The 17,966-nt window shown below is 30.9% G+C and carries 18 protein-coding genes and 1 riboswitch; of the genes, 4 read left to right on the forward strand and 14 right to left on the reverse strand.

Annotated elements, in window-relative coordinates; translation table 11 throughout:
- Positions 1-16: 16 nt before the first annotated feature.
- The 7 genes from LL038_RS11725 to glpK form a co-directional block, all read right to left on the reverse strand.
- Positions 17-1,240 (reverse strand): 6-phosphofructokinase, encoded by a 1,224-nt coding sequence (locus LL038_RS11725; RefSeq protein WP_216120397.1) that lies wholly within the window; start codon positions 1,238-1,240, stop codon positions 17-19.
- Positions 1,241-1,470: 230 nt separating this feature from the next.
- A complete protein-coding gene (gene thiE, locus LL038_RS11730) occupies positions 1,471-2,094 on the reverse strand; it encodes a thiamine phosphate synthase (protein ID WP_216120395.1) in 624 nt (207 codons plus the stop codon).
- Entirely contained in the window at positions 2,084-2,920 is an 837-nt protein-coding gene (thiM, locus tag LL038_RS11735) for a hydroxyethylthiazole kinase (RefSeq protein WP_216120392.1), read from the reverse strand. Before thiM ends, thiE begins: the two co-directional genes overlap by 11 nt.
- Complete coding sequence (gene cytX, locus LL038_RS11740) at positions 2,902-4,113, reverse strand: putative hydroxymethylpyrimidine transporter CytX (protein WP_216120390.1); 1,212 nt, start codon at positions 4,111-4,113, stop codon at positions 2,902-2,904. Before cytX ends, thiM begins: the two co-directional genes overlap by 19 nt.
- Positions 4,106-4,930: a bifunctional hydroxymethylpyrimidine kinase/phosphomethylpyrimidine kinase gene (thiD, locus tag LL038_RS11745; protein WP_216120388.1), complete on the reverse strand. Its 825-nt coding sequence runs from the start codon at positions 4,928-4,930 to the stop codon at positions 4,106-4,108. Before thiD ends, cytX begins: the two co-directional genes overlap by 8 nt.
- Before the next feature lie 26 nt (positions 4,931-4,956).
- Positions 4,957-5,451 (reverse strand): energy coupling factor transporter S component ThiW, encoded by a 495-nt coding sequence (gene thiW, locus LL038_RS11750; RefSeq protein ID WP_216120386.1) that lies wholly within the window; start codon positions 5,449-5,451, stop codon positions 4,957-4,959.
- 141 nt (positions 5,452-5,592) lie between these two features.
- Positions 5,593-5,703: riboswitch (TPP riboswitch) on the reverse strand.
- Between the two features lie 61 nt (positions 5,704-5,764).
- Positions 5,765-7,255, reverse strand: a complete 1,491-nt coding sequence (gene glpK / locus LL038_RS11755; RefSeq protein ID WP_216120384.1) for a glycerol kinase GlpK — start codon at positions 7,253-7,255, stop codon at positions 5,765-5,767.
- A gap of 403 nt (positions 7,256-7,658) precedes the next feature.
- On the opposite strand from glpK, the gene LL038_RS11760 reads away from it, so the two are divergent.
- Complete coding sequence (locus tag LL038_RS11760) at positions 7,659-8,090, forward strand: hypothetical protein (RefSeq protein WP_253200203.1); 432 nt, start codon at positions 7,659-7,661, stop codon at positions 8,088-8,090.
- Between the two features lie 96 nt (positions 8,091-8,186).
- Here the strand turns inward: LL038_RS11760 and LL038_RS11765 are convergent, their stop codons facing one another.
- Both LL038_RS11765 and LL038_RS11770 read right to left on the reverse strand, forming a co-directional pair.
- A complete protein-coding gene (locus LL038_RS11765) occupies positions 8,187-8,474 on the reverse strand; it encodes a hypothetical protein (RefSeq protein ID WP_216120381.1) in 288 nt (95 codons plus the stop codon).
- Between the two features lie 127 nt (positions 8,475-8,601).
- Positions 8,602-9,219, reverse strand: a complete 618-nt coding sequence (locus LL038_RS11770) for a 50S ribosomal protein L25 (protein ID WP_216120379.1) — start codon at positions 9,217-9,219, stop codon at positions 8,602-8,604.
- A gap of 521 nt (positions 9,220-9,740) precedes the next feature.
- Here LL038_RS11770 and LL038_RS11775 point away from each other — a divergent pair.
- A complete protein-coding gene (locus LL038_RS11775) occupies positions 9,741-10,835 on the forward strand; it encodes an AI-2E family transporter (RefSeq protein WP_216120377.1) in 1,095 nt (364 codons plus the stop codon).
- A 63-nt stretch (positions 10,836-10,898) separates the two neighbouring features.
- On the opposite strand, the gene LL038_RS11780 is transcribed toward LL038_RS11775, so the two are convergent.
- Positions 10,899-12,347, reverse strand: coding sequence for an MDR family MFS transporter (locus LL038_RS11780; protein ID WP_216120376.1), 1,449 nt, complete (start codon positions 12,345-12,347; stop codon positions 10,899-10,901).
- A gap of 156 nt (positions 12,348-12,503) precedes the next feature.
- The gene (locus LL038_RS11785) at positions 12,504-12,923 is read right to left on the reverse strand and encodes a mannose/fructose/sorbose PTS transporter subunit IIA (protein ID WP_216120374.1); all 420 of its coding nucleotides are present in this window, start codon (positions 12,921-12,923) and stop codon (positions 12,504-12,506) included.
- A gap of 265 nt (positions 12,924-13,188) precedes the next feature.
- Here LL038_RS11785 and LL038_RS11790 point away from each other — a divergent pair, with 265 nt between their 5' ends.
- Positions 13,189-13,356: a hypothetical protein gene (locus LL038_RS11790; RefSeq protein WP_216120372.1), complete on the forward strand. Its 168-nt coding sequence runs from the start codon at positions 13,189-13,191 to the stop codon at positions 13,354-13,356.
- 50 nt (positions 13,357-13,406) lie between these two features.
- Here LL038_RS11790 and LL038_RS11795 read toward each other — a convergent pair whose 3' ends face one another.
- The 3 genes from LL038_RS11795 to LL038_RS11805 all read right to left on the reverse strand — a co-directional run bounded on the left by LL038_RS11795 (position 13,407) and on the right by LL038_RS11805 (position 16,391).
- Positions 13,407-14,747 carry a GH1 family beta-glucosidase gene (locus tag LL038_RS11795; protein WP_216120369.1) on the reverse strand — a complete coding sequence of 447 codons (1,341 nt, stop codon included), beginning with the start codon at positions 14,745-14,747 and terminating at the stop codon, positions 13,407-13,409.
- A 64-nt stretch (positions 14,748-14,811) separates the two neighbouring features.
- Positions 14,812-15,366 carry a GNAT family N-acetyltransferase gene (locus LL038_RS11800; RefSeq protein WP_216120367.1) on the reverse strand — a complete coding sequence of 185 codons (555 nt, stop codon included), beginning with the start codon at positions 15,364-15,366 and terminating at the stop codon, positions 14,812-14,814.
- A 116-nt stretch (positions 15,367-15,482) separates the two neighbouring features.
- The gene (locus LL038_RS11805) at positions 15,483-16,391 is read right to left on the reverse strand and encodes a DUF2156 domain-containing protein (protein ID WP_216120551.1); all 909 of its coding nucleotides are present in this window, start codon (positions 16,389-16,391) and stop codon (positions 15,483-15,485) included.
- 326 nt (positions 16,392-16,717) lie between these two features.
- Between LL038_RS11805 and LL038_RS11810 the strand changes: the two genes are divergently transcribed.
- Positions 16,718-17,962, forward strand: a complete 1,245-nt coding sequence (locus LL038_RS11810; RefSeq protein ID WP_216120549.1) for an HlyC/CorC family transporter — start codon at positions 16,718-16,720, stop codon at positions 17,960-17,962.
- Positions 17,963-17,966: the final 4 nt, after the last annotated feature.

The following is a 17,966-nucleotide window of genomic DNA, read 5'->3' on the forward strand; positions in this document are numbered from 1 at the left end:
CATCAATTGCTACACCCTACTCTTTTTTATTTAGAATTTTTGGTACTTTAGATGCTCGAAGTCTGTGTGCGTAATGCATTTCTGATCCTAATAATGGCCTAGCATAATTTATAAATGCTTCAGTCACATTATTGCATTCACTATTAATAAAATTATCAGGCATTACCTTTGTCTTACCTGCTACTAGGTCTAGTGGAGTAAGTCTATAATCTACAGAATAATGTCCTGTTCTATGAATAGTAATTGAACCACCAACATTATCCCAAAGTGCATACTGTGCAGCTTTTTCTCCTACTTCTCGAGCCTCGTTTCTATCTACATCTGAGACACATCCCATAAAACATCTTTGAGGATATCCGAATGTATCTGATCTAACTCTTTTAATATTTAAATTCTTCCTAATGTACTTACCTAAAAGGTCACCTAATGCTCCTGTTCCTGAAAGTTGTATATTTCCATGAGCATCTTTTTCTACTCTTTCCATAAGACTTGCAATTATTGGTACTCCTTTTTCATCCTGAATACCTTCTGAAACAGCAATTACGCATCTTCCATATTTATCATAAACTTTTTTTACATCATTTAAAAATTGCTCTATCTTAAAAACTCTTTCAGGTACATATATTAAATGTGGCCCGTCATCTTCGTACTTTTTAGCAAGGGCTGCGGCGGCCGTTAAAAAACCGGCATGACGTCCCATTACTACCCCTATATAAATTCCTGGTAGCGCTCTATTGTCAAGATTAGCCCCAATAAATGCATTGGTAATATATTTGGCTGCTGATCCATATCCAGGGGTATGGTCATTAATCATGAGATCATTGTCTATAGTTTTTGGTATATGAATTGCTCGAAGTTCATAATTTGAAATTATAGCTTGCTGATTTACTATTCTAACTGCATCTGATGAGTCATTCCCTCCAATATAAAAGAAATATCTTATTTCATGGGCTTTAAGGACCTTAAATATTTCCTTACAATATTCTTCATCTGGTTTATCTCTTGTAGATAAAAGTGCAGATGATGGAGTCATTGCCACCTGCTCTAAATTATGAGTTGTCTCACGGCTAAGATCATGGAAATTTTCATTAACTATCCCATTTACTCCATTTATAGCACCATAGACTTTTGTTACCTGTGCAAATTTTCTTGCTTCTAAAACCGCACCAACTAGAGATTGATTAATAACAGCAGTTGGTCCACCACCTTGCGCAATTAAAACTTTACCTTCAATTATCATATTTATACCTCCCCCTTATAATTTCATTCCAGTACTCTTTTAAAATTATTTTACTATATATTGTTATTTTATTTTACATTAATAAATTTTACTTATTATAATATATATATTATAGTATATTTGTATTTTATTACATTAATCATATATATAAACGCAATATAAAAGCCTAATAGATTATTTATCATATTAGGCTTTATATATTTTGATGCTTTATTTAATTTTCTTTATCTTTATTTCATTGCTGCTACTAATTTCTCTGTTGCTTCTTTTATACATTTTTTCGCAAGAATATCTGAAATCACAGCTACTCCATCAATATTTGCTCCCTTTAATAAATCAACATTTTTATGTGTAATTCCACCAATAGCAACTACAGGAATTGATATATTATCTTTTATTTCTTTTAAGCATGGCACAGAAACAGCACTTGCATCATCTTTAGTAGTTGTAGGAAACATTGCACCAACACCAACATAATCTGCCCCTTCTTTTTCTGCCTCTCGCGCTTCCTCAACTGTTGATGTAGAAATTCCAATTATCTTATCATTTCCTATTATACTTCGTGCAATGCTTGCTGGCATATCGCTTTGACCCAAATGAACCCCTGCAGCATCTATAGATAAAGCTATATCAATTCTATCATTTATAATAAGTGGTACATTATATTTGTCAGTAACTTTTTTAACCTTTGATGCAATATTATAAAATTCTAAAGTACTTATATCCTTTTCTCTAAGTTGAACTAATGTAGCTCCACCTTTTATTGACTCTTCTACTGCAGTATATATATCTGTATCCACAAGCATTTCTCTATCTGTAAGAAGATAAAGACTGTAATTTATTTTATTCTTCATTTATCTTGCTCCTTTTATTTATTTCTATCTCGCATAAATTGTACATAACATCTATCATTTTCACCCTAAAAGTACCTGAACCTTCGATCTTTTTATCTAACCTTCCGTATGCTGTTTCACCTGATATTCCCATTGAAACGACTCCTGCAAGAGCAGCTATTAAATTGTTTTCTCCTGCCCCTAAATAACAACCAATGACTGCAGTGCACATACACCCAGTACCTGTAACCCTAGACATCATTTTATGACCATTTGATGTGGTGTAAAGAGTTTTACCATCAGTTACAATGTCTACCTCGCCTGTTATAGCTACAACTGTTCCAAATTTAACAGCAAATTTCCTTGCCATTTCTTTCGATTTTGTAAATTCGTCACTGCTTACATCAAAACTCTCAGAAGCATCCACACCTCTTGTCACAGTATCAATACCATATATTGTTTTTATTTCAGACAAATTCCCTCTTATTACTGCTAATTTGACCTCGCTTATAATTCTTTTACAGACTTCTGTTCTATAAGCTGTTGCCCCTACTCCAACAGGATCTAGGATAACAGGGATCTTTAACTCATTTGCCCTTTTTCCTGCCTTTATCATAGACTCTACACTTCTACTATTTAGCGTTCCTATATTTATAACAAGTGAAGATGAAAGTGATACCATCTCGAGGACTTCATTAATATCATCTGCCATAACAGGAGAACCACCAATAGCCAGTGTAATATTAGCACAATCATTAACAGTAACATAATTCGTTATCTGGTGAACTAAAGGGGTCTTTTTTCTTAAATCATCTAATAATTTAATTATTATATTGTTAATTTCCATTTTGACATCATCCTCCAACTTATTAAATATATAAATCCTGTAATAACCATATCAGGCATTGTAGCTCCTAGTACAAAATCAAGTTTTATAAACCAATAATACAGTATTATTCCTATAATCCACACAAAAATCGCTCCCCAATTTATAAGTACATCAGATTTCACTTTTGTATTTTTCTTTATTATAAAATAATCTGTAATTAAAACTGCAAATAATGGTGCAAATACTGACCCTATAGCGTATAAAAAGTTTTCATAGTTTTCCATAGGAATTATAATTGCCATAAGTGTTCCAATAACCGTCATAATGATACCAATCTTTTTTTCACCAAGTTTTGGCACTATGTTTAGAAATGAAACCCCTGCCGAGTACACATCCAAAAATGTAGTAGTTACTGTGGATAATACTACTATTCCAAGAGCCGCTATTCCTAAATTAGCTGCAAGCATCATAACCGAAGGATCTGAATTATTTGAAACAATAGCAGCTCCAAGTCCTATAATAAACATCCATGAACTTCCAATAAAATAACCTATAAAACTTCCATAGGCTCCTCCCTTTTCACTCTTTGCAAATCTAGTGTAATCTGCAATTAAAGGTAGCCATGAAAGAGGCATAACTATACTAAGTTCTAATGCTCCTCCAAAAGAAATTCCACCAGCAGCTGCTTTTGTTAGAAGTGTTTTATCTTTAAATATTATTGATCCAAGCACCAATGTAAGTATAAAAAGTAATGATACCGCTGTAATATTCAATTTTTTCATGCCTGCATTTCCAAAATAGAGCCACAATATTGTAAGTACACCTATAAGAACTATATATACTAAAACATTATTTACGTTCCATAAGCTTTGTGATATTAAGTTTACAGAGCTCGCTGCTACCTTAATCATAATTGCAGTCCAACCTATTAGCTGAAGTATATTTAAAATTGAAAATAAATAGGTACTATATACTCCAAAAGAAATATTAGTTGAAGTCATCGCTGGCACTTTTTCACGTGATCCTATGATTCCACCGAGTATTAATATTCCTGTTCCAATCAAGTGACCTAGAAGTATTACTATTATTCCAACTTTAAATCCTAAAGGTGCAATTAATCCACCTGTCATTATTTCAGCAATAGATACTGCAGCCCCAAACCACAAAAATACAAAGGTCCAAAATCCTAATTTCTCTTTATCCTTAATCATTTGCCATCCCCGCTTTTTTATATAATTCATAGAAATGGTTTGTTGGTCCAACTCCATGCCCAATATCCAAAGAGTGTTCTATAGCAGTTGTTATATATTGTTTTGATTTTTTTATTGATTCCTTCATGCTAAAACCCAGTGCCAAATTTGCAGCAATAGCAGATGACAAAGTGCATCCCGTGCCGTGAGTATTTTTTGTGTTTATCCTCTCAGACGTAAAACGTATAATTTCTTCTCCATCATAAAATACATCTACCGCTTTACCCTTCATATGTCCACCTTTTAGAAGTATATTTTTGCATCCCAGCTTATACATTTCCTTAGCTGCTTTTTCCATATCTTCTACAGTTTCTATATCTGGAAAATCTAAGTTCACCTCCCGAAGTATTTCTTCAGCTTCTGGTACATTAGGTGTAATAAGTGATGCTAGAGGTATAAGTTTCTTAATTAAAGCTGATTTCGATTCTGGCTTTAGTAGTGAATAACCGCTTTTTGATATCATTACAGGATCAAGTACTATATTTTTAGGCTTGTATAATTCCAGCCTTTCACTTATCGCATCAATTGTAGAAATTTTAGACACCATACCAATTTTAACAGCATCTACAATTATATCTGTAAAAATAGCATCAATTTGCGCCTTGATGATTTCTGCATCTAGATCCAGAACTTCAAAAACGCCCATAGTATTTTGCGCTGTTATAGCTGTAATTACGCTCATTGCATATACGCCATTTGCGCTTAAACTTTTTATGTCTGCCTGCACTCCTGCACCTCCACAGCTGTCAGAACCTGCTATAGTTAAAACTTTTTTCATATTATTTTCCTCCTATTTTATCCTTTTTAAACTTCTTTATTTAAATTAACAATTTTTTTTAAATCTATTACTCTAAGAATGAAAAATGCAATTAGACTTCCTCCAATAGTACTTATTAAAAATGGTGATACAAAGAATAATGCACCCACTTTTTTGCCCATTATAATATTAGCAATAGGAAATGCTAACAATCCGCCAATGATTCCTGTTCCAAATATTTCTCCGCCTACTGCGAATAGATTCATTTTAGTTTTCTTATATAATATTCCAGCTAAAATTACTCCGATCATACTTCCAGGGAATGCTAAAAGTGAACCTGTTCCTAAAACATTTCTTAGTAAAGATATACAAAAGGCTATGGCTACGCCATATCCAGGGCCTAATAATACAGCTGATATAACATTAATCGTAGCCTGCACCGGAAAGCATTTTGCTACTCCAACCGGTATAAATATGATATTGCCAGCTATTACGCCAATAGCTATTAAAAGTGATGAAATAGTTAACTTTTTAGTCTTCATGCATTGACACTCCCTTCTCTTATATAATTAAAAAGGAATAAACTCTAAATAAACTAGCGTAAATAGTGTGCTGCATAACTAAAAAAACACAAATCCAAAGGATTTGTGTTAAATTAACGTGATATATAATAATTCATATATAATACACCAATAAACAACTTCCTACGCTGGCATTATCCAGTTCAGGTCATAGGGTCTAAGAATTACAGTTCTTGTTCTCAGTTGGCATATCCAACTCCCCTGTGTTATTTTATTCTTTTTTATTTCATACACCTAATAATAACATAACAAGTTATTATAAACAATTAAATTTCTATTCAAGTCTTATTCCTGATCTCTTAACAGCTATATGCCATCCATGAAGTAATTCTTTCCTATGTTCCTCTGTCATACTAGGTTTAAAACTTCTTGAAATCGCCCAATGCTTTGCAACTTCTTCCTTGCTTTTCCAATACCCTACTGCAAGGCCAGCAAGATAAGCTGCACCAAGTGCTGTAGTTTCAGTAACTTCTGGTCTATCTACTTGAACATTTAAAATATCTGATTGAAACTGCATCAAGAAATTGTTATTGCAAGCTCCTCCATCAACTTTAAGTTCAGTGAGTCTAATCCCGGAATCTTGTTGCATAGCTTTTAGAACATCATGTGTTTGGTATGCAAGTGCTTCAAGAGTTGCTCTTATTAAATGTGCCTTTTTTGATCCTCTTGTAAGTCCTACAATTGTTCCTCTTGCATAAGGATCCCAGTATGGTGCACCAAGGCCTACAAAAGCTGGGACTACATATACTCCATTTGTATCATCTACGGAAGTTGCATATTCTTCGCAATCAGAAGCATTATCAATCATTTGAAGTTCATCTCTTAACCATTGTATAGCTGCTCCTGCTATAAATACACTGCCTTCAAGTGCATACTCTACTTTTCCATCTATTCCCCAAGCAATAGTTGTAAGTAGTCCCTGTTTAGATTCAATTGCTTTATTTCCAGTATTCATAAGCATAAAGCATCCAGTACCATATGTATTTTTAGCTGTTCCTGAATTATAACAAGTTTGCCCGAACAGTGCTGCTTGTTGATCTCCAGCAGCTCCAGCTATAGGGATTTCCCCGCCAAACAATGAACTATCCGTATGTCCATAAATATAACTTGATGGTTTAACTTCTGGAAGCATTGATTTTGGTATGTTTAATGTTTCGAGTAATTCGTCATCCCACTTTAATTCATGGATGTTAAATAGCATTGTTCTTGATGCATTAGAATAATCAGTTACGTATGTTTTTCCTCCAGTCAAATTCCAAATTAACCACGTATCTATGTTACCAAATAATAAATTACCAGCTTCCGCTTCAGCTCTAGCGCCTTCCACATTGTCTAATATCCATTTAATTTTTGTACCAGAGAAATATGCATCCAAAATTAATCCAGTTTTAGCTCTAACTACTTTATCAAAGCCTTTTTCCGTTAATTCATCACAATATTCAGCTGTCCTTCTACATTGCCATACAATCGCATTATATACTGGAACTCCGGTCCTCTTATCCCAAACTACAGTAGTTTCTCTTTGATTTGTAATACCTATCGCTGCAATGTCTGCGGCACTCGCATTAACTTTAGCCATTGCCTCAGTTGCAACACTAATTTGACTTGACCATATTTCCATTGGATCATGTTCTACCCAAGCTGCTTTTGGGAATATCTGAGTAAATTCCTTTTGAGCCGATGTTACAATAAGCCCCTTTTCATTGAATAGAATACATCTTGAACTTGTTGTTCCTTGATCAAGTGCCATTATATATTTAGCCATGTTAGCAAAACTCCTTTTTTTATTAGTTTTATTGAATCGTTTACAAATTAATACACAAAAAAAGCGCCAAAATAAAGCATAATACTTTATAATAACGCGGCTCATTATCTCTGCCAAATATCATATATCATTAATTAAAGTATAACTTATTATTATAGCTTTTGCAATATTAGTTATAATTTTCACAATTTTTCTTTGTTTTTTTACCTTTTTTCGCTATTTATAGTATTACATACTACTAATGTACTAAATTTTATTATACTAATGTATTTTTTATTCATAATAAGAAAAAACAGCCATGATTTTTGTAAATAATTCCTACTATATTTTATAAAAAAGTGGGTAACCTATATAATGCACTGAATATGTACAGTGTAATTTTTATATTCGAAAGGAGATTTTTATGAATAAATATAGTTTAGAAGAGACTAAAAAATTAAATAACCAATCAGCTACAAACGGAGGTTCAAGTGCTGGTATGACTAACAGTACTAGTGATGCTAATTTACAAGAGACAATACAATTAAATAATCAATCAGCTTCAAATAAAGGCACTAGTGGTGCTTCAAGTTCTAGTATGTCAGGTATGTCTAACATGTCAGACACATCTAATATGTCTAGTAGCACTAGTGCCACAGCTTTAGACGAAACAAAAAAACTTAATGCTCAATCAGTTTCAAATAAAGGCACTAGCGGTGCTTCAAGTTCTAGTATGTCAGGTATGTCTAACATGTCAGACACATCTAATATGTCTAGTAGCACTAGTGATTCTGTTTTAGAAGAAACAAAAAAACTAAATGCTCAATCAGTTTCTAATAAAGGAACTAGTAACTAATAAAGCATTTTTTTATTAGCTATTAAATATGTAATATTCATCATTTTTAGGGGAGTCAAATTTAATTTTGGCTTCCCTTACTTTTTCTCAAAAGCTTTATTCATCTATGTAAGTAATATTACCATCGAAAATATAAGTCAAAGAAGTTTTTGTACCCTCTAGTGCATACATCATTTTTTCAATAACAATTTGTTCTTCTTTATTAGTTGTTATTGAAAGTTTGTCTTCTTCATGAACCTCAGATTTAAGTTCAAATTCATATATAAAATCATTAATTAGTCTTATCCACTCGGCTGTGTCATTGGATCCTACATTTTCTTTCTTTCCAAATTCTTTTAGTGTTTTATCTAATTGTTTTTTTGAATATCTCAATATATTTGCCATTCTTTTACCTCCTACCTATCACTTCTCTTAAAATTTTTATTCTGTTTTACATTGAATTTATCCACAATAACATAAAAGGATGAACTTTTATAGTTCATCCTTTTATTACTAAATAATTTCTATTTTATTATGCCTTAACTTCTGGTTCAGCAGCAGCTGCTTCAGGAGTTGCAACTACTTCTTCAACTACTTCTTCAACTTCTTCCTTCATTTGTGTTACAGATGCGTAAACTTCATCTTCTTTATCAGTAACTCTTATTTCTTTATTTAAATCAAAATTCTTTATTGTAATTGAATCTCCAAGTGCCATTTGTGATACATCAACACTTAATGCATCTGGCATTATAGCCATCTTACCAAAAACATCTATTTCTGATTTTTGAACTTGTAATTGAAGACGTTGTGAAATTAAATTTTCTTCACCCTTAAAAGCAATATGTAATTGCATTTTAATTTCATGATCTTTAGATACAAGTTGCACGTCTATGTGTGTGATTTTAGCAGTTACTGGATGTCTTTGAATTTCTTTTATAAATCCAGTTTTTTCTTCTTCTCCGTATTTAACTACAACTTTTGCATTAGAACCATGTTTTACAAGAATTTTTCTTAATGGTACTAATTCAAATTTTACAGAAGTTGCTTCTGTAGAACCATCTCCATACATTACTCCTGCTATAAAACCATCTTCATTAAATTTTTTATTGCTCGCAGTTCTTTCAAGTGCATTCAAAATAACCTGTTCCATAATAATTCGCTCCTCTTGGCTTATAAAGCCTTTCTGTTTATTATTTTATATACATATGTTACCAATAATAATTTCCAATAGTATTTGTGTTAAACTTTAAAATGACGTGATTTTTTTAATTAACAGTACCTAAAAATTTAATATATGTAATTGTAAACATTAAAAGACAACATAAATACTCTGCTGCCTTCGTAAATACATTTGTTGAATTTCTATATTGTACATATCATTTATACAAATAAATAAAAAAAACCAGCATCATTACCCAAAAGGTAACATTAGTAATTAAAACATAATTATATTATAGCACATTATATCATATATTAGCAACAGAAGTTGTCCGTCATTCTATCATCTTTTTTAATGTCATTATAAACTAATTTTCTTAATAAATCAATTTAAAACGGGTATAATTAAATAAGTTAACTTCTTAGTTTTAATTGTTAAAATACATAATATATCCATATGTTCATTATTTACTGTTATACTTGTATATATAAATATTGATTGGAGGAATTACAGTGATTAAATATAAAAAAATACCTTATATAGAGTTCGTTCCCATCATTATAATTACTTTTCTTCTTTACAGAATAGTAAACAACATTGAAAATGTAGGTTCAATACTTCATAAGATTTTTTCATTAATGAGCTATTTTATCTGGGGGTTCGTTATAGCTTATTTACTCAATCCACTTATGGTATACCTTGAGGAAAAAGTGAAGATAAAAAGACCCTATAGTATAGGAATAATTTATACATTATTTGTAGGTATTATAATTTTAATAACAACTTTACTTGCCCCGAATATTATTAGTAGTGCCGTAGATTTATTTAATAATATCCCTAAATTTGCAGATAAATCATATAAATTGTCTACTCTTTTTATATCTCAAAATGAGTTATTAAACAAATTTGATATTACATCTTACTTGAATAAGTACCTTAATACTTTTAATAACGATATATCAAAATACTTTGCCCCCGGTTTACAACTTGTTCTTGATAACCTAGTGGGTTTAAGTTCTTTATTTATGAAATTAGTATCCGGTATAGTAATATCCGTTTATTTTCTAATAGATAAAGAATCTATTATTTTATACCTTCAAAAATTTATTTATTCTATTTCAAGTGAACATATTGCTATTACCATAATCGATTTTTTAAAAATAGTTAATACTATTTTTAAAAAATATTTCGTTGGTAAAACAATTGACTCTATTATTTTTGGAATTATATCATTTATTGGATTTATTATATTAGGTATACCTTATGCTTTGCCTTTTAGCTTAGTAATTGGAATAACAAATATGATTCCATACTTTGGAAACATTATAGGAATGGCTCCTGCTGTTATAATAACACTATTCTTTAATCCAGTTAAATCTGTAGAAATAATGCTCTTTATTGTAACCCTTAGCAATATTGATGGATGGTTCATCCAACCAAAAATCATTGGCGATAAGGTCGGTCTTAGTCCTCTACTTATAATCCTTGGGATAGTTCTTGGCGGAGGGTTATTCGGAATTATAGGAATGTTACTTGGTGTTCCAGCTATTGCATTAATTAAGACTCTACTAGAAAATTTCATGAATAAACAAGTTAAAAACAAATAAATACACTAAGTATGATAAGACACTTGCAAAGTAAATCACCTCGCAAGTGTCTTATTAGTTATCTTATAACTTACATAAATTATTTTTTGATTTTGATTTTGTATCAAACATAAAAGAAAGTGCAAGTGACACTATAGCAATTACGATCATTGCTATAAATACCTCATGAAGGCCTGAATTTAAAGATAACTTTACTTGAAGCATACTTACACTATTGCTCGAAGTTGCACTAGAATATAAATTGCTTGGATTTATGCCACTTACGCCTATATTATTAAAATATTTAACTATATACATATTTAATATGGTTCCAAAAACGCTTACTGCAATAGTTTGTCCGAGAGTTCGCACTAGCGAATTTACTGCTGTCGCTGCCCCTCTTTTATTATATCCTACAGACTCTTGTACCACTATTGTTAATGTAGTAAATGCTCCCCCAAAACCAAATCCCATGATAAAACCATAAACTACAACTAATTGTAATGGGGATTCAATACTTAAAGTAGATAAAAACACACAACTAATAATCAAAATAAGATTAGCTGTCCCAACCACTATTTTCTTACCATATTTAGGAATAGCTTTGCTCAAAACAAATGATGACAAGAGCCATGCTATAGACATCGGTGCCATAGATATTCCTGAGATTGTAGGTCCGAATCCCAAAACATTTTGCATATATAAAGGCATATAAACATCGGCGCCTATTAAAATACCTGATGCTAAAAAACTTATAGCATTTACTATATTACTAGTCTTTGTAAAAATATCAAAAGGTATAATAGGTTCTTTCGCCTTTTTTTCCACATAATAGAATAAAACTAACAACACAATTGTAATAGCTATTGCTATTACTGTTTTCATTTTACCACCAGATAAACTCCCCAGTAAAAAAGTTATAATTGCGAATGAAAATAACAATGTACCTATATAATCTATTTTGTGTTTTTTCCTTTCAACAGTTTCAATTAAATTCTTTTGCAAAAGCAGTATAGATATTATCCCGAAAGGTAAATTTATAAAAAAAATCCAGTTCCAAGAAATATTTTCTATCAAAAACCCTCCTAAAAAAGGTCCAGCTAAACTTGCTATTCCCCATACTGTACTTATCCCTCCTTGAATCCTTGTACTTTCTTTAGCAGTGAAAATATCACCAACTATAGTATAAGTAATAGTAAATATCGCTCCTGCTCCCAGTCCTTGAACTGCACGTGACGCTATAAGCTGATACATACTTTGTGATATTCCACAAAGACAGCTTCCGACTATAAAAATCGCAATTCCAATAGATAGAGTATTTTTTCTTCCATATAAATCGGATAATTTTCCATATATCGGTGTAGAAATTGCAGATGTCAATAAATAAGCAGAAAAAACCCAGCTTATAAGTTCAAACCCATTTAAATCTTTAACTATAGTTGGTATTGCAGTAGTTACAACTGTTCCCTCTACAGCTGCAAGAAACATTGCCACCATTAATGCAATTACTATACCTCTGTTTTTAGATTTCATTCCTTGTGTCACTTCCCTTAATGTAATTAATTATCCTCAATATTTGGTCTAAACAATAATAGAAGACAAATACCATTTTACCATCAAAACATGAATATTTGTACCCAAATTTAAACACCTTATATAAAATTTTGAATTATTCACTTGATTTTCTTCTTATAATACCTCCTCTTTGCTATTTTTTAAAATTTCTTTTAACGATTTTATTCCGAGCTGGCCAGTACTTATTGCTATTGCAGCAAGTTCATCTACAGTTGAATCTTCTCTAGCTGAAAATACCGCAAGTAACATAGGAATATTTATTCCAGTTATAATATCCATATTTTCTTCTTTTGCTGCTATCCTACTAGATGCATTGAAGGGGCTGCCACCAAACAAATCTACCATAAAAAGAACACCTGCTTCGCACTGCAAAGACTTTATAACACCCTCATATTTTTTCATCAAGTCATCTGCGCATTCTCCTGGCAAGTAAGTTATTGTAGCAACGTTTTCTTGCTTTCCTAAAATCAATTCTGTTGATTTTAATATTTCTTCGGAAAACTTACCATGGGTTCCGAGTATTATAGCTATCATCAATTAGCCCTCCAATTCAAATATTTAATACTTTGTCTTCTATATATTTACATAGTAAAATCCATGTCAAAATAGTGAATCAAAATATATAAATTCTTTTCATAACTTTCACCTTACCTATAGTAAATTATTTAAGACAAATAATCAAGAAAGAGAGCTGAAATCTAACTGTAATTAATTATAAAATTTTTATATTTTGTACTAAAGTGGGTAAACTATATGTAACGTACGTTAAATATAGTTTTTAATTTGAAAGGTGGTAATTATGAGTAAAAATAATAATAAAAACAAAAAAAAATTGTACAATCAATTAGATGGTAATAATTTTTCAAATTTCCCTATTAATAGTAGTTTGATAAACATACCTATTATACCTACCATGGTCAATGTTAATAGCAATATTCCTGAGGAAGAAGTAAAAAAGAGAAAATAATTTTCATAATAGTTAAGACAGGCATGGTTGCCTGTCTTAATTGTTATAGACTAAACCTCTAACCTACGGGCCTTTATAAATTTTTTATACCAAATTGCACTATCTTTCATAATTCTTTCCTGCGTATTATAATTTACGTACACCATTCCAAAACGTTTTGAATATCCATATGCCCATTCAAAATTATCCATGAAAGACCATAAATAATAACCTCTTAGGTTTCCACCTTCCTTAATAAATTCTAACATCACTTGAAGATGTACTTTAATAAAATTTATTCTATCTATATCGTGAATCTTATTATCTCCTGTTACTACATCATCATAGGCCGCTCCATTTTCAGTAATGTAGAGTGGCAGTTTTGTATATTCTTGCTTAATTCTTGTAAGTAAGTCATGCATTGACTCTGGGCTATTCTCCCATCCCATCGCTGTTTTTTCTTTTTCACCATCTACTCCTCGAAATTTTAACTGCGAATGTTCATCATATTCCACTATACTTCTAGTGTAATAATTTATTCCTAAGAAATCCATATCAGTAGATATAATCTTTAAATCTCCCTCTAAAATGAAATCTAGTGTTCCAACCTCTTGCTCATATAAATCAACCATGTCTTTTGGATAATGACCCTTAAGTAATGGATCTAAAAACCATCTATTAGTATATCCATCACTAATTTTTGCAGCTACTACATCTTCCTTCTTCTTTGATACTGCATATGTTGGTGATAAATTCAAAGTAATTCCTATGTTACTATTTTCAAATTTAAACTTTCTAAATGCCCTTACTACAATACCATGAGATAGTAATAAATGATGCGCAACTATTAATGCCTTTTTTAAATCTTTATTTCCCGGTGCATGTATTCCTAAATAGTTTCCAAGTATAGATGCACAAAAGGGCTCATTATGTGTTATCCACATAGATACATCCTGTCCAAATTCCTCAAATACTTTTGTGCAATAATCCTCAAACCAATATATGCACTCCCTATTTTCCCAACCCCCTAAATCCTGAGCCCATTGTGGTAAATCCCAATGATATAATGTAATTGCCGGAGTAATTTTTTTATCTTTTAATTCATTGATTAAATTTTTATAAAATTTTACTCCCTCGGGGTTAAACTCATCCTTACACGGAAATATTCTAGACCAAGAAATAGAAAATCTATATGAATCTACTCCTATATTCTCTAAAATCTTCACATCCTCCTTAACCCTATGGTAATGGTCACAAGCTATATCTCCAGTATGACCCATAAAAACATTCTCTTCTTTCTTTGAAAAGGTATCCCAAATCGATGGCATTCTTCCACCTTCATTAACTCCTCCCTCTATTTGGTATGCTGCCGTAGCCGTTCCAAGTATAAAATCATCTTCGAATTTATTCATTTCAATACCCCCTAATCAAATATTTCATATTCTTGCATTATCTTCTTTACTGTGTTTTTTATATCTAATCTTCCCTTGAGGTTTCTTCCCACTCAGGTCTTAATAACCCATATAAATACATATCATATCGTCTACCATCTCTGTGAATAAACTCTCTATAGACCCCTTCTCTTTTAAATCCTAATTTCTCATATAGTTTTATTGCAGGTTCATTATATTCAAGCACCGTAAGATATATTCGGTGAAAATTTAATTCCTCAAACCCAAACTCTATAGTTAATTTAAGAGCTTCTTTTCCGTACCCCTGTCCCCTATTTCCACTCTCACCAAGTCCTATGTATATTAAAGCAGTACCATTATTCCAAGATATATTTTCAAATCCTGTAACTCCAATGATTTTTTGCTTTTCAAGTATTTTAACAGCAAAAATATAAGCTGTATTACTCCTTCTTACATCATTAATTGTCTCTAATACATCTTCAAAATTTTTAGGAGTTGCACTTACTACATCATAATTACGCATGAATGATACATCATTGTGCCATTTTTGAATTTCTGGCATGTCTTCTTCGTTTATAGATGTAAGATTCACTTTTTTTCCCATCAACAAATTTTTCATTATTTCACCTTTCCTTCACTTTATTTTAATTATAAACATAAAACTTCTTCAAAAAAATAGACTAGCTAAGCGCTAGTCTATTTTAAAAATTAATTATTAAAGTACTATCTTTAAATCTATAAAATATTACTAGAACTAAGAATATATTTTTTTTCTAATTTAAATGGATGATATGATAATTTAGATTTTCTAAGACCTTCAATTCCAAGGTCCTGTTCTCTATTTATTATTTTTACATCACTAAAACTTCTATCAACAAATGCCTTGTTAATGAAGCTGTACACACCACTATAACTAGTATCTGCTTTTTCTATGTGAATTACAGCTAGATCATCATTCAATTTTTCTCCTAAACTAAAAGCTACAATTTTCTCATCTACATAAACAGCTATACCCTTTGTGTTCACAATTTCAATGTTTTCTAAAATATCTTTTATTCCCTGAAGTTCAAAATTAAGCATACGATCATTGTTATTTGCCTCATACCATTTTTCCGCAGCCTCGACAACATCTTTTATTACTTGCTCATCTTTAATATCTTTAACTTCATAATTGTAATTTTTTATAAACGAATTGTAATGATTTTTTTTCCCATGAAGTTTCTTACCAGAAAGTTTTGTAAGTTTTTCTGCTTCATATAAATAATCAAAATTGTCTCTATCCTCTTTAATACAGATACCCCGTGCATCCCCATATATATCTTTTATCTCTTCCATAAAAGCTTCATCAAGATCTTTAAATACAAATTCCATATTATTTTCTTTTTTATAATCCATTAGCGCATCTATTAACTCTTTAAGATTTTCTTTGTTATATCCCAAAGGTTGCATAAAATAGTATCTTCCCTCAAAATCCATTTTTTTTATTATTAAAGCATCTTTATAAACAGTAAAACAAATATCGCAAGCCTCTCTCCATATATATAAAGTTGTAAAAGAATATTCACAGCTCAAAAATTTATATGGATAAATATATTTTTCAAATGTTTCCTTATCTTCAATCTTAAGTCTTTTAAAAATCATAATCTCAACCTTTCCACTTAGTGTAAACCATAAATGTCGTCATCTTAGTATATTCTTATATCATTTTAGACTGTAAACTCATTTTTTGCAAGTAGATACTTTTAAGAACTTTAGTTCCCAAAGCCATACCTTTGCCTGTAATCTATGTTTATATATATAGTAACTACTTATTGGAACATAATTTGCCATTCCTTTTATGTTTATTACATTAATATATAGTATAATGATATGATAGCATATTGATACATAGAAAACATAAACTTTTTTTATTTTCTTTAGTTTATGATGTGATTTTTTTATGCTAATTCTTAAGGAGAGTGAAATATATTATGGTCCCCGATGGTACATGGCAAATTATATGTTTAATAATTTTATTATTATCTTCAGCCTTTTTTTCTGCTTCTGAAACTGCATTAATGACCTTAAGTAAAATAAGGTTAAGAAATATGGTAGAATCAAAAATCAAAGGTGCTAACATAGTTAATAAATTACTTGAAAACCCAAGTAAACTTTTAGGTGGTATTCTAGTAGGAAATAACATAGCAAATATTGGAGCTTCTTCCCTCGCAACATCGCTCGCAATTACACATTTTAAAGATTCTGGAGTAGCTATTGCAACTATTATAATGACAATTCTTGTATTGATTTTTGCAGAAATAACACCAAAGTCATTAGCTGCACAAAACTCTGAAAAAATTGCTTTAAAAATTGCTAAGCCGTTAAGTCTAATTACTTTCATTTTAAATCCTCTTATTACAGTCTTAATTTATATAACAAATACAATAATCAAAATACTCGGTGGAGAGGTTAACAAAAGTAGGCCCTTTATTACCGAAGAAGAGTTAAAAACTATGGTTAGCGTAAGTCATGAAGAAGGCATGCTTGAAGGCGAAGAAAAGCAAATGATTTATAACGTATTCGACTTTAGAGATTCACAAGCAAAAGATGTTATGACTCCGCGAACCGATATGATTGTTGCGAGCTCTAACTCAACTTACGCAGAACTTATAAATGTTTTCAGGAAAGAACAATTCTCAAGACTTCCTATATATGAAGATACTGTTGATAATGTTATTGGAGTTTTATATATTAAGGATTTGATTTTCTTTGAAGATGGGAAAGGAGAATTTAAAATAGAGAAACATATGCGCACACCCTACTTTACCTATGAATTCAAAAGTACTGCTGATTTATTTGCAGACATGCGTTTAAAACGAATTCCTATATCAATTATACTCGATGAATATGGTGGTACTGCTGGACTTGTTACATTTGAAGATTTGGTAGAAGAAATTGTTGGAGATATAGATGATGAATATGACGATGCTACCGACAAAATAATAGTTATTAAAGAAGATGAGTTTATTGTAGCTGGAGATACTAAAATAAATATGGTTAATGAAATGATAGGTTTAAATATTGAATCAGATGATTTCGACTCCATAGGAGGTTTTGTTACAGGATTACTTGGACGGCTTCCAAAAACAGGTGAAACAATAAATTATAATGATACAAAATTTATTGTGCAAGATACAAGTAAAAATCGTATAATAAAATTAAAAATTATAACTTAAATAG

The organism is Clostridium estertheticum (genome assembly GCF_026650985.1).
In the GTDB taxonomy this organism is placed as follows: Bacteria; Bacillota; Clostridia; order Clostridiales; family Clostridiaceae; genus Clostridium_AD; species Clostridium_AD estertheticum_C.

Coding starts and splice junctions, on each gene's coding strand:
- LL038_RS11725 (WP_216120397.1), bottom strand. CDS start 1,240: ATGATAATTGAAGGTAAAGTTTTAATTGCGCAAGGTGGTGGACCAACT.
- thiE (WP_216120395.1), bottom strand. CDS start 2,094: ATGAAGAATAAAATAAATTACAGTCTTTATCTTCTTACAGATAGAGAA.
- thiM (WP_216120392.1), bottom strand. CDS start 2,920: ATGGAAATTAACAATATAATAATTAAATTATTAGATGATTTAAGAAAA.
- cytX (WP_216120390.1), bottom strand. CDS start 4,113: ATGATTAAGGATAAAGAGAAATTAGGATTTTGGACCTTTGTATTTTTG.
- thiD (WP_216120388.1), bottom strand. CDS start 4,930: ATGAAAAAAGTTTTAACTATAGCAGGTTCTGACAGCTGTGGAGGTGCA.
- thiW (WP_216120386.1), bottom strand. CDS start 5,451: ATGAAGACTAAAAAGTTAACTATTTCATCACTTTTAATAGCTATTGGC.
- glpK (WP_216120384.1), bottom strand. CDS start 7,255: ATGGCTAAATATATAATGGCACTTGATCAAGGAACAACAAGTTCAAGA.
- LL038_RS11760 (WP_253200203.1), top strand. CDS start 7,659: ATGAATAAATATAGTTTAGAAGAGACTAAAAAATTAAATAACCAATCA.
- LL038_RS11765 (WP_216120381.1), bottom strand. CDS start 8,474: ATGGCAAATATATTGAGATATTCAAAAAAACAATTAGATAAAACACTA.
- LL038_RS11770 (WP_216120379.1), bottom strand. CDS start 9,219: ATGGAACAGGTTATTTTGAATGCACTTGAAAGAACTGCGAGCAATAAA.
- LL038_RS11780 (WP_216120376.1), bottom strand. CDS start 12,347: ATGAAATCTAAAAACAGAGGTATAGTAATTGCATTAATGGTGGCAATG.
- LL038_RS11785 (WP_216120374.1), bottom strand. CDS start 12,923: ATGATAGCTATAATACTCGGAACCCATGGTAAGTTTTCCGAAGAAATA.
- LL038_RS11790 (WP_216120372.1), top strand. CDS start 13,189: ATGAGTAAAAATAATAATAAAAACAAAAAAAAATTGTACAATCAATTA.
- LL038_RS11795 (WP_216120369.1), bottom strand. CDS start 14,747: ATGAATAAATTCGAAGATGATTTTATACTTGGAACGGCTACGGCAGCA.
- LL038_RS11800 (WP_216120367.1), bottom strand. CDS start 15,366: ATGAAAAATTTGTTGATGGGAAAAAAAGTGAATCTTACATCTATAAAC.
- LL038_RS11810 (WP_216120549.1), top strand. CDS start 16,718: ATGGTCCCCGATGGTACATGGCAAATTATATGTTTAATAATTTTATTA.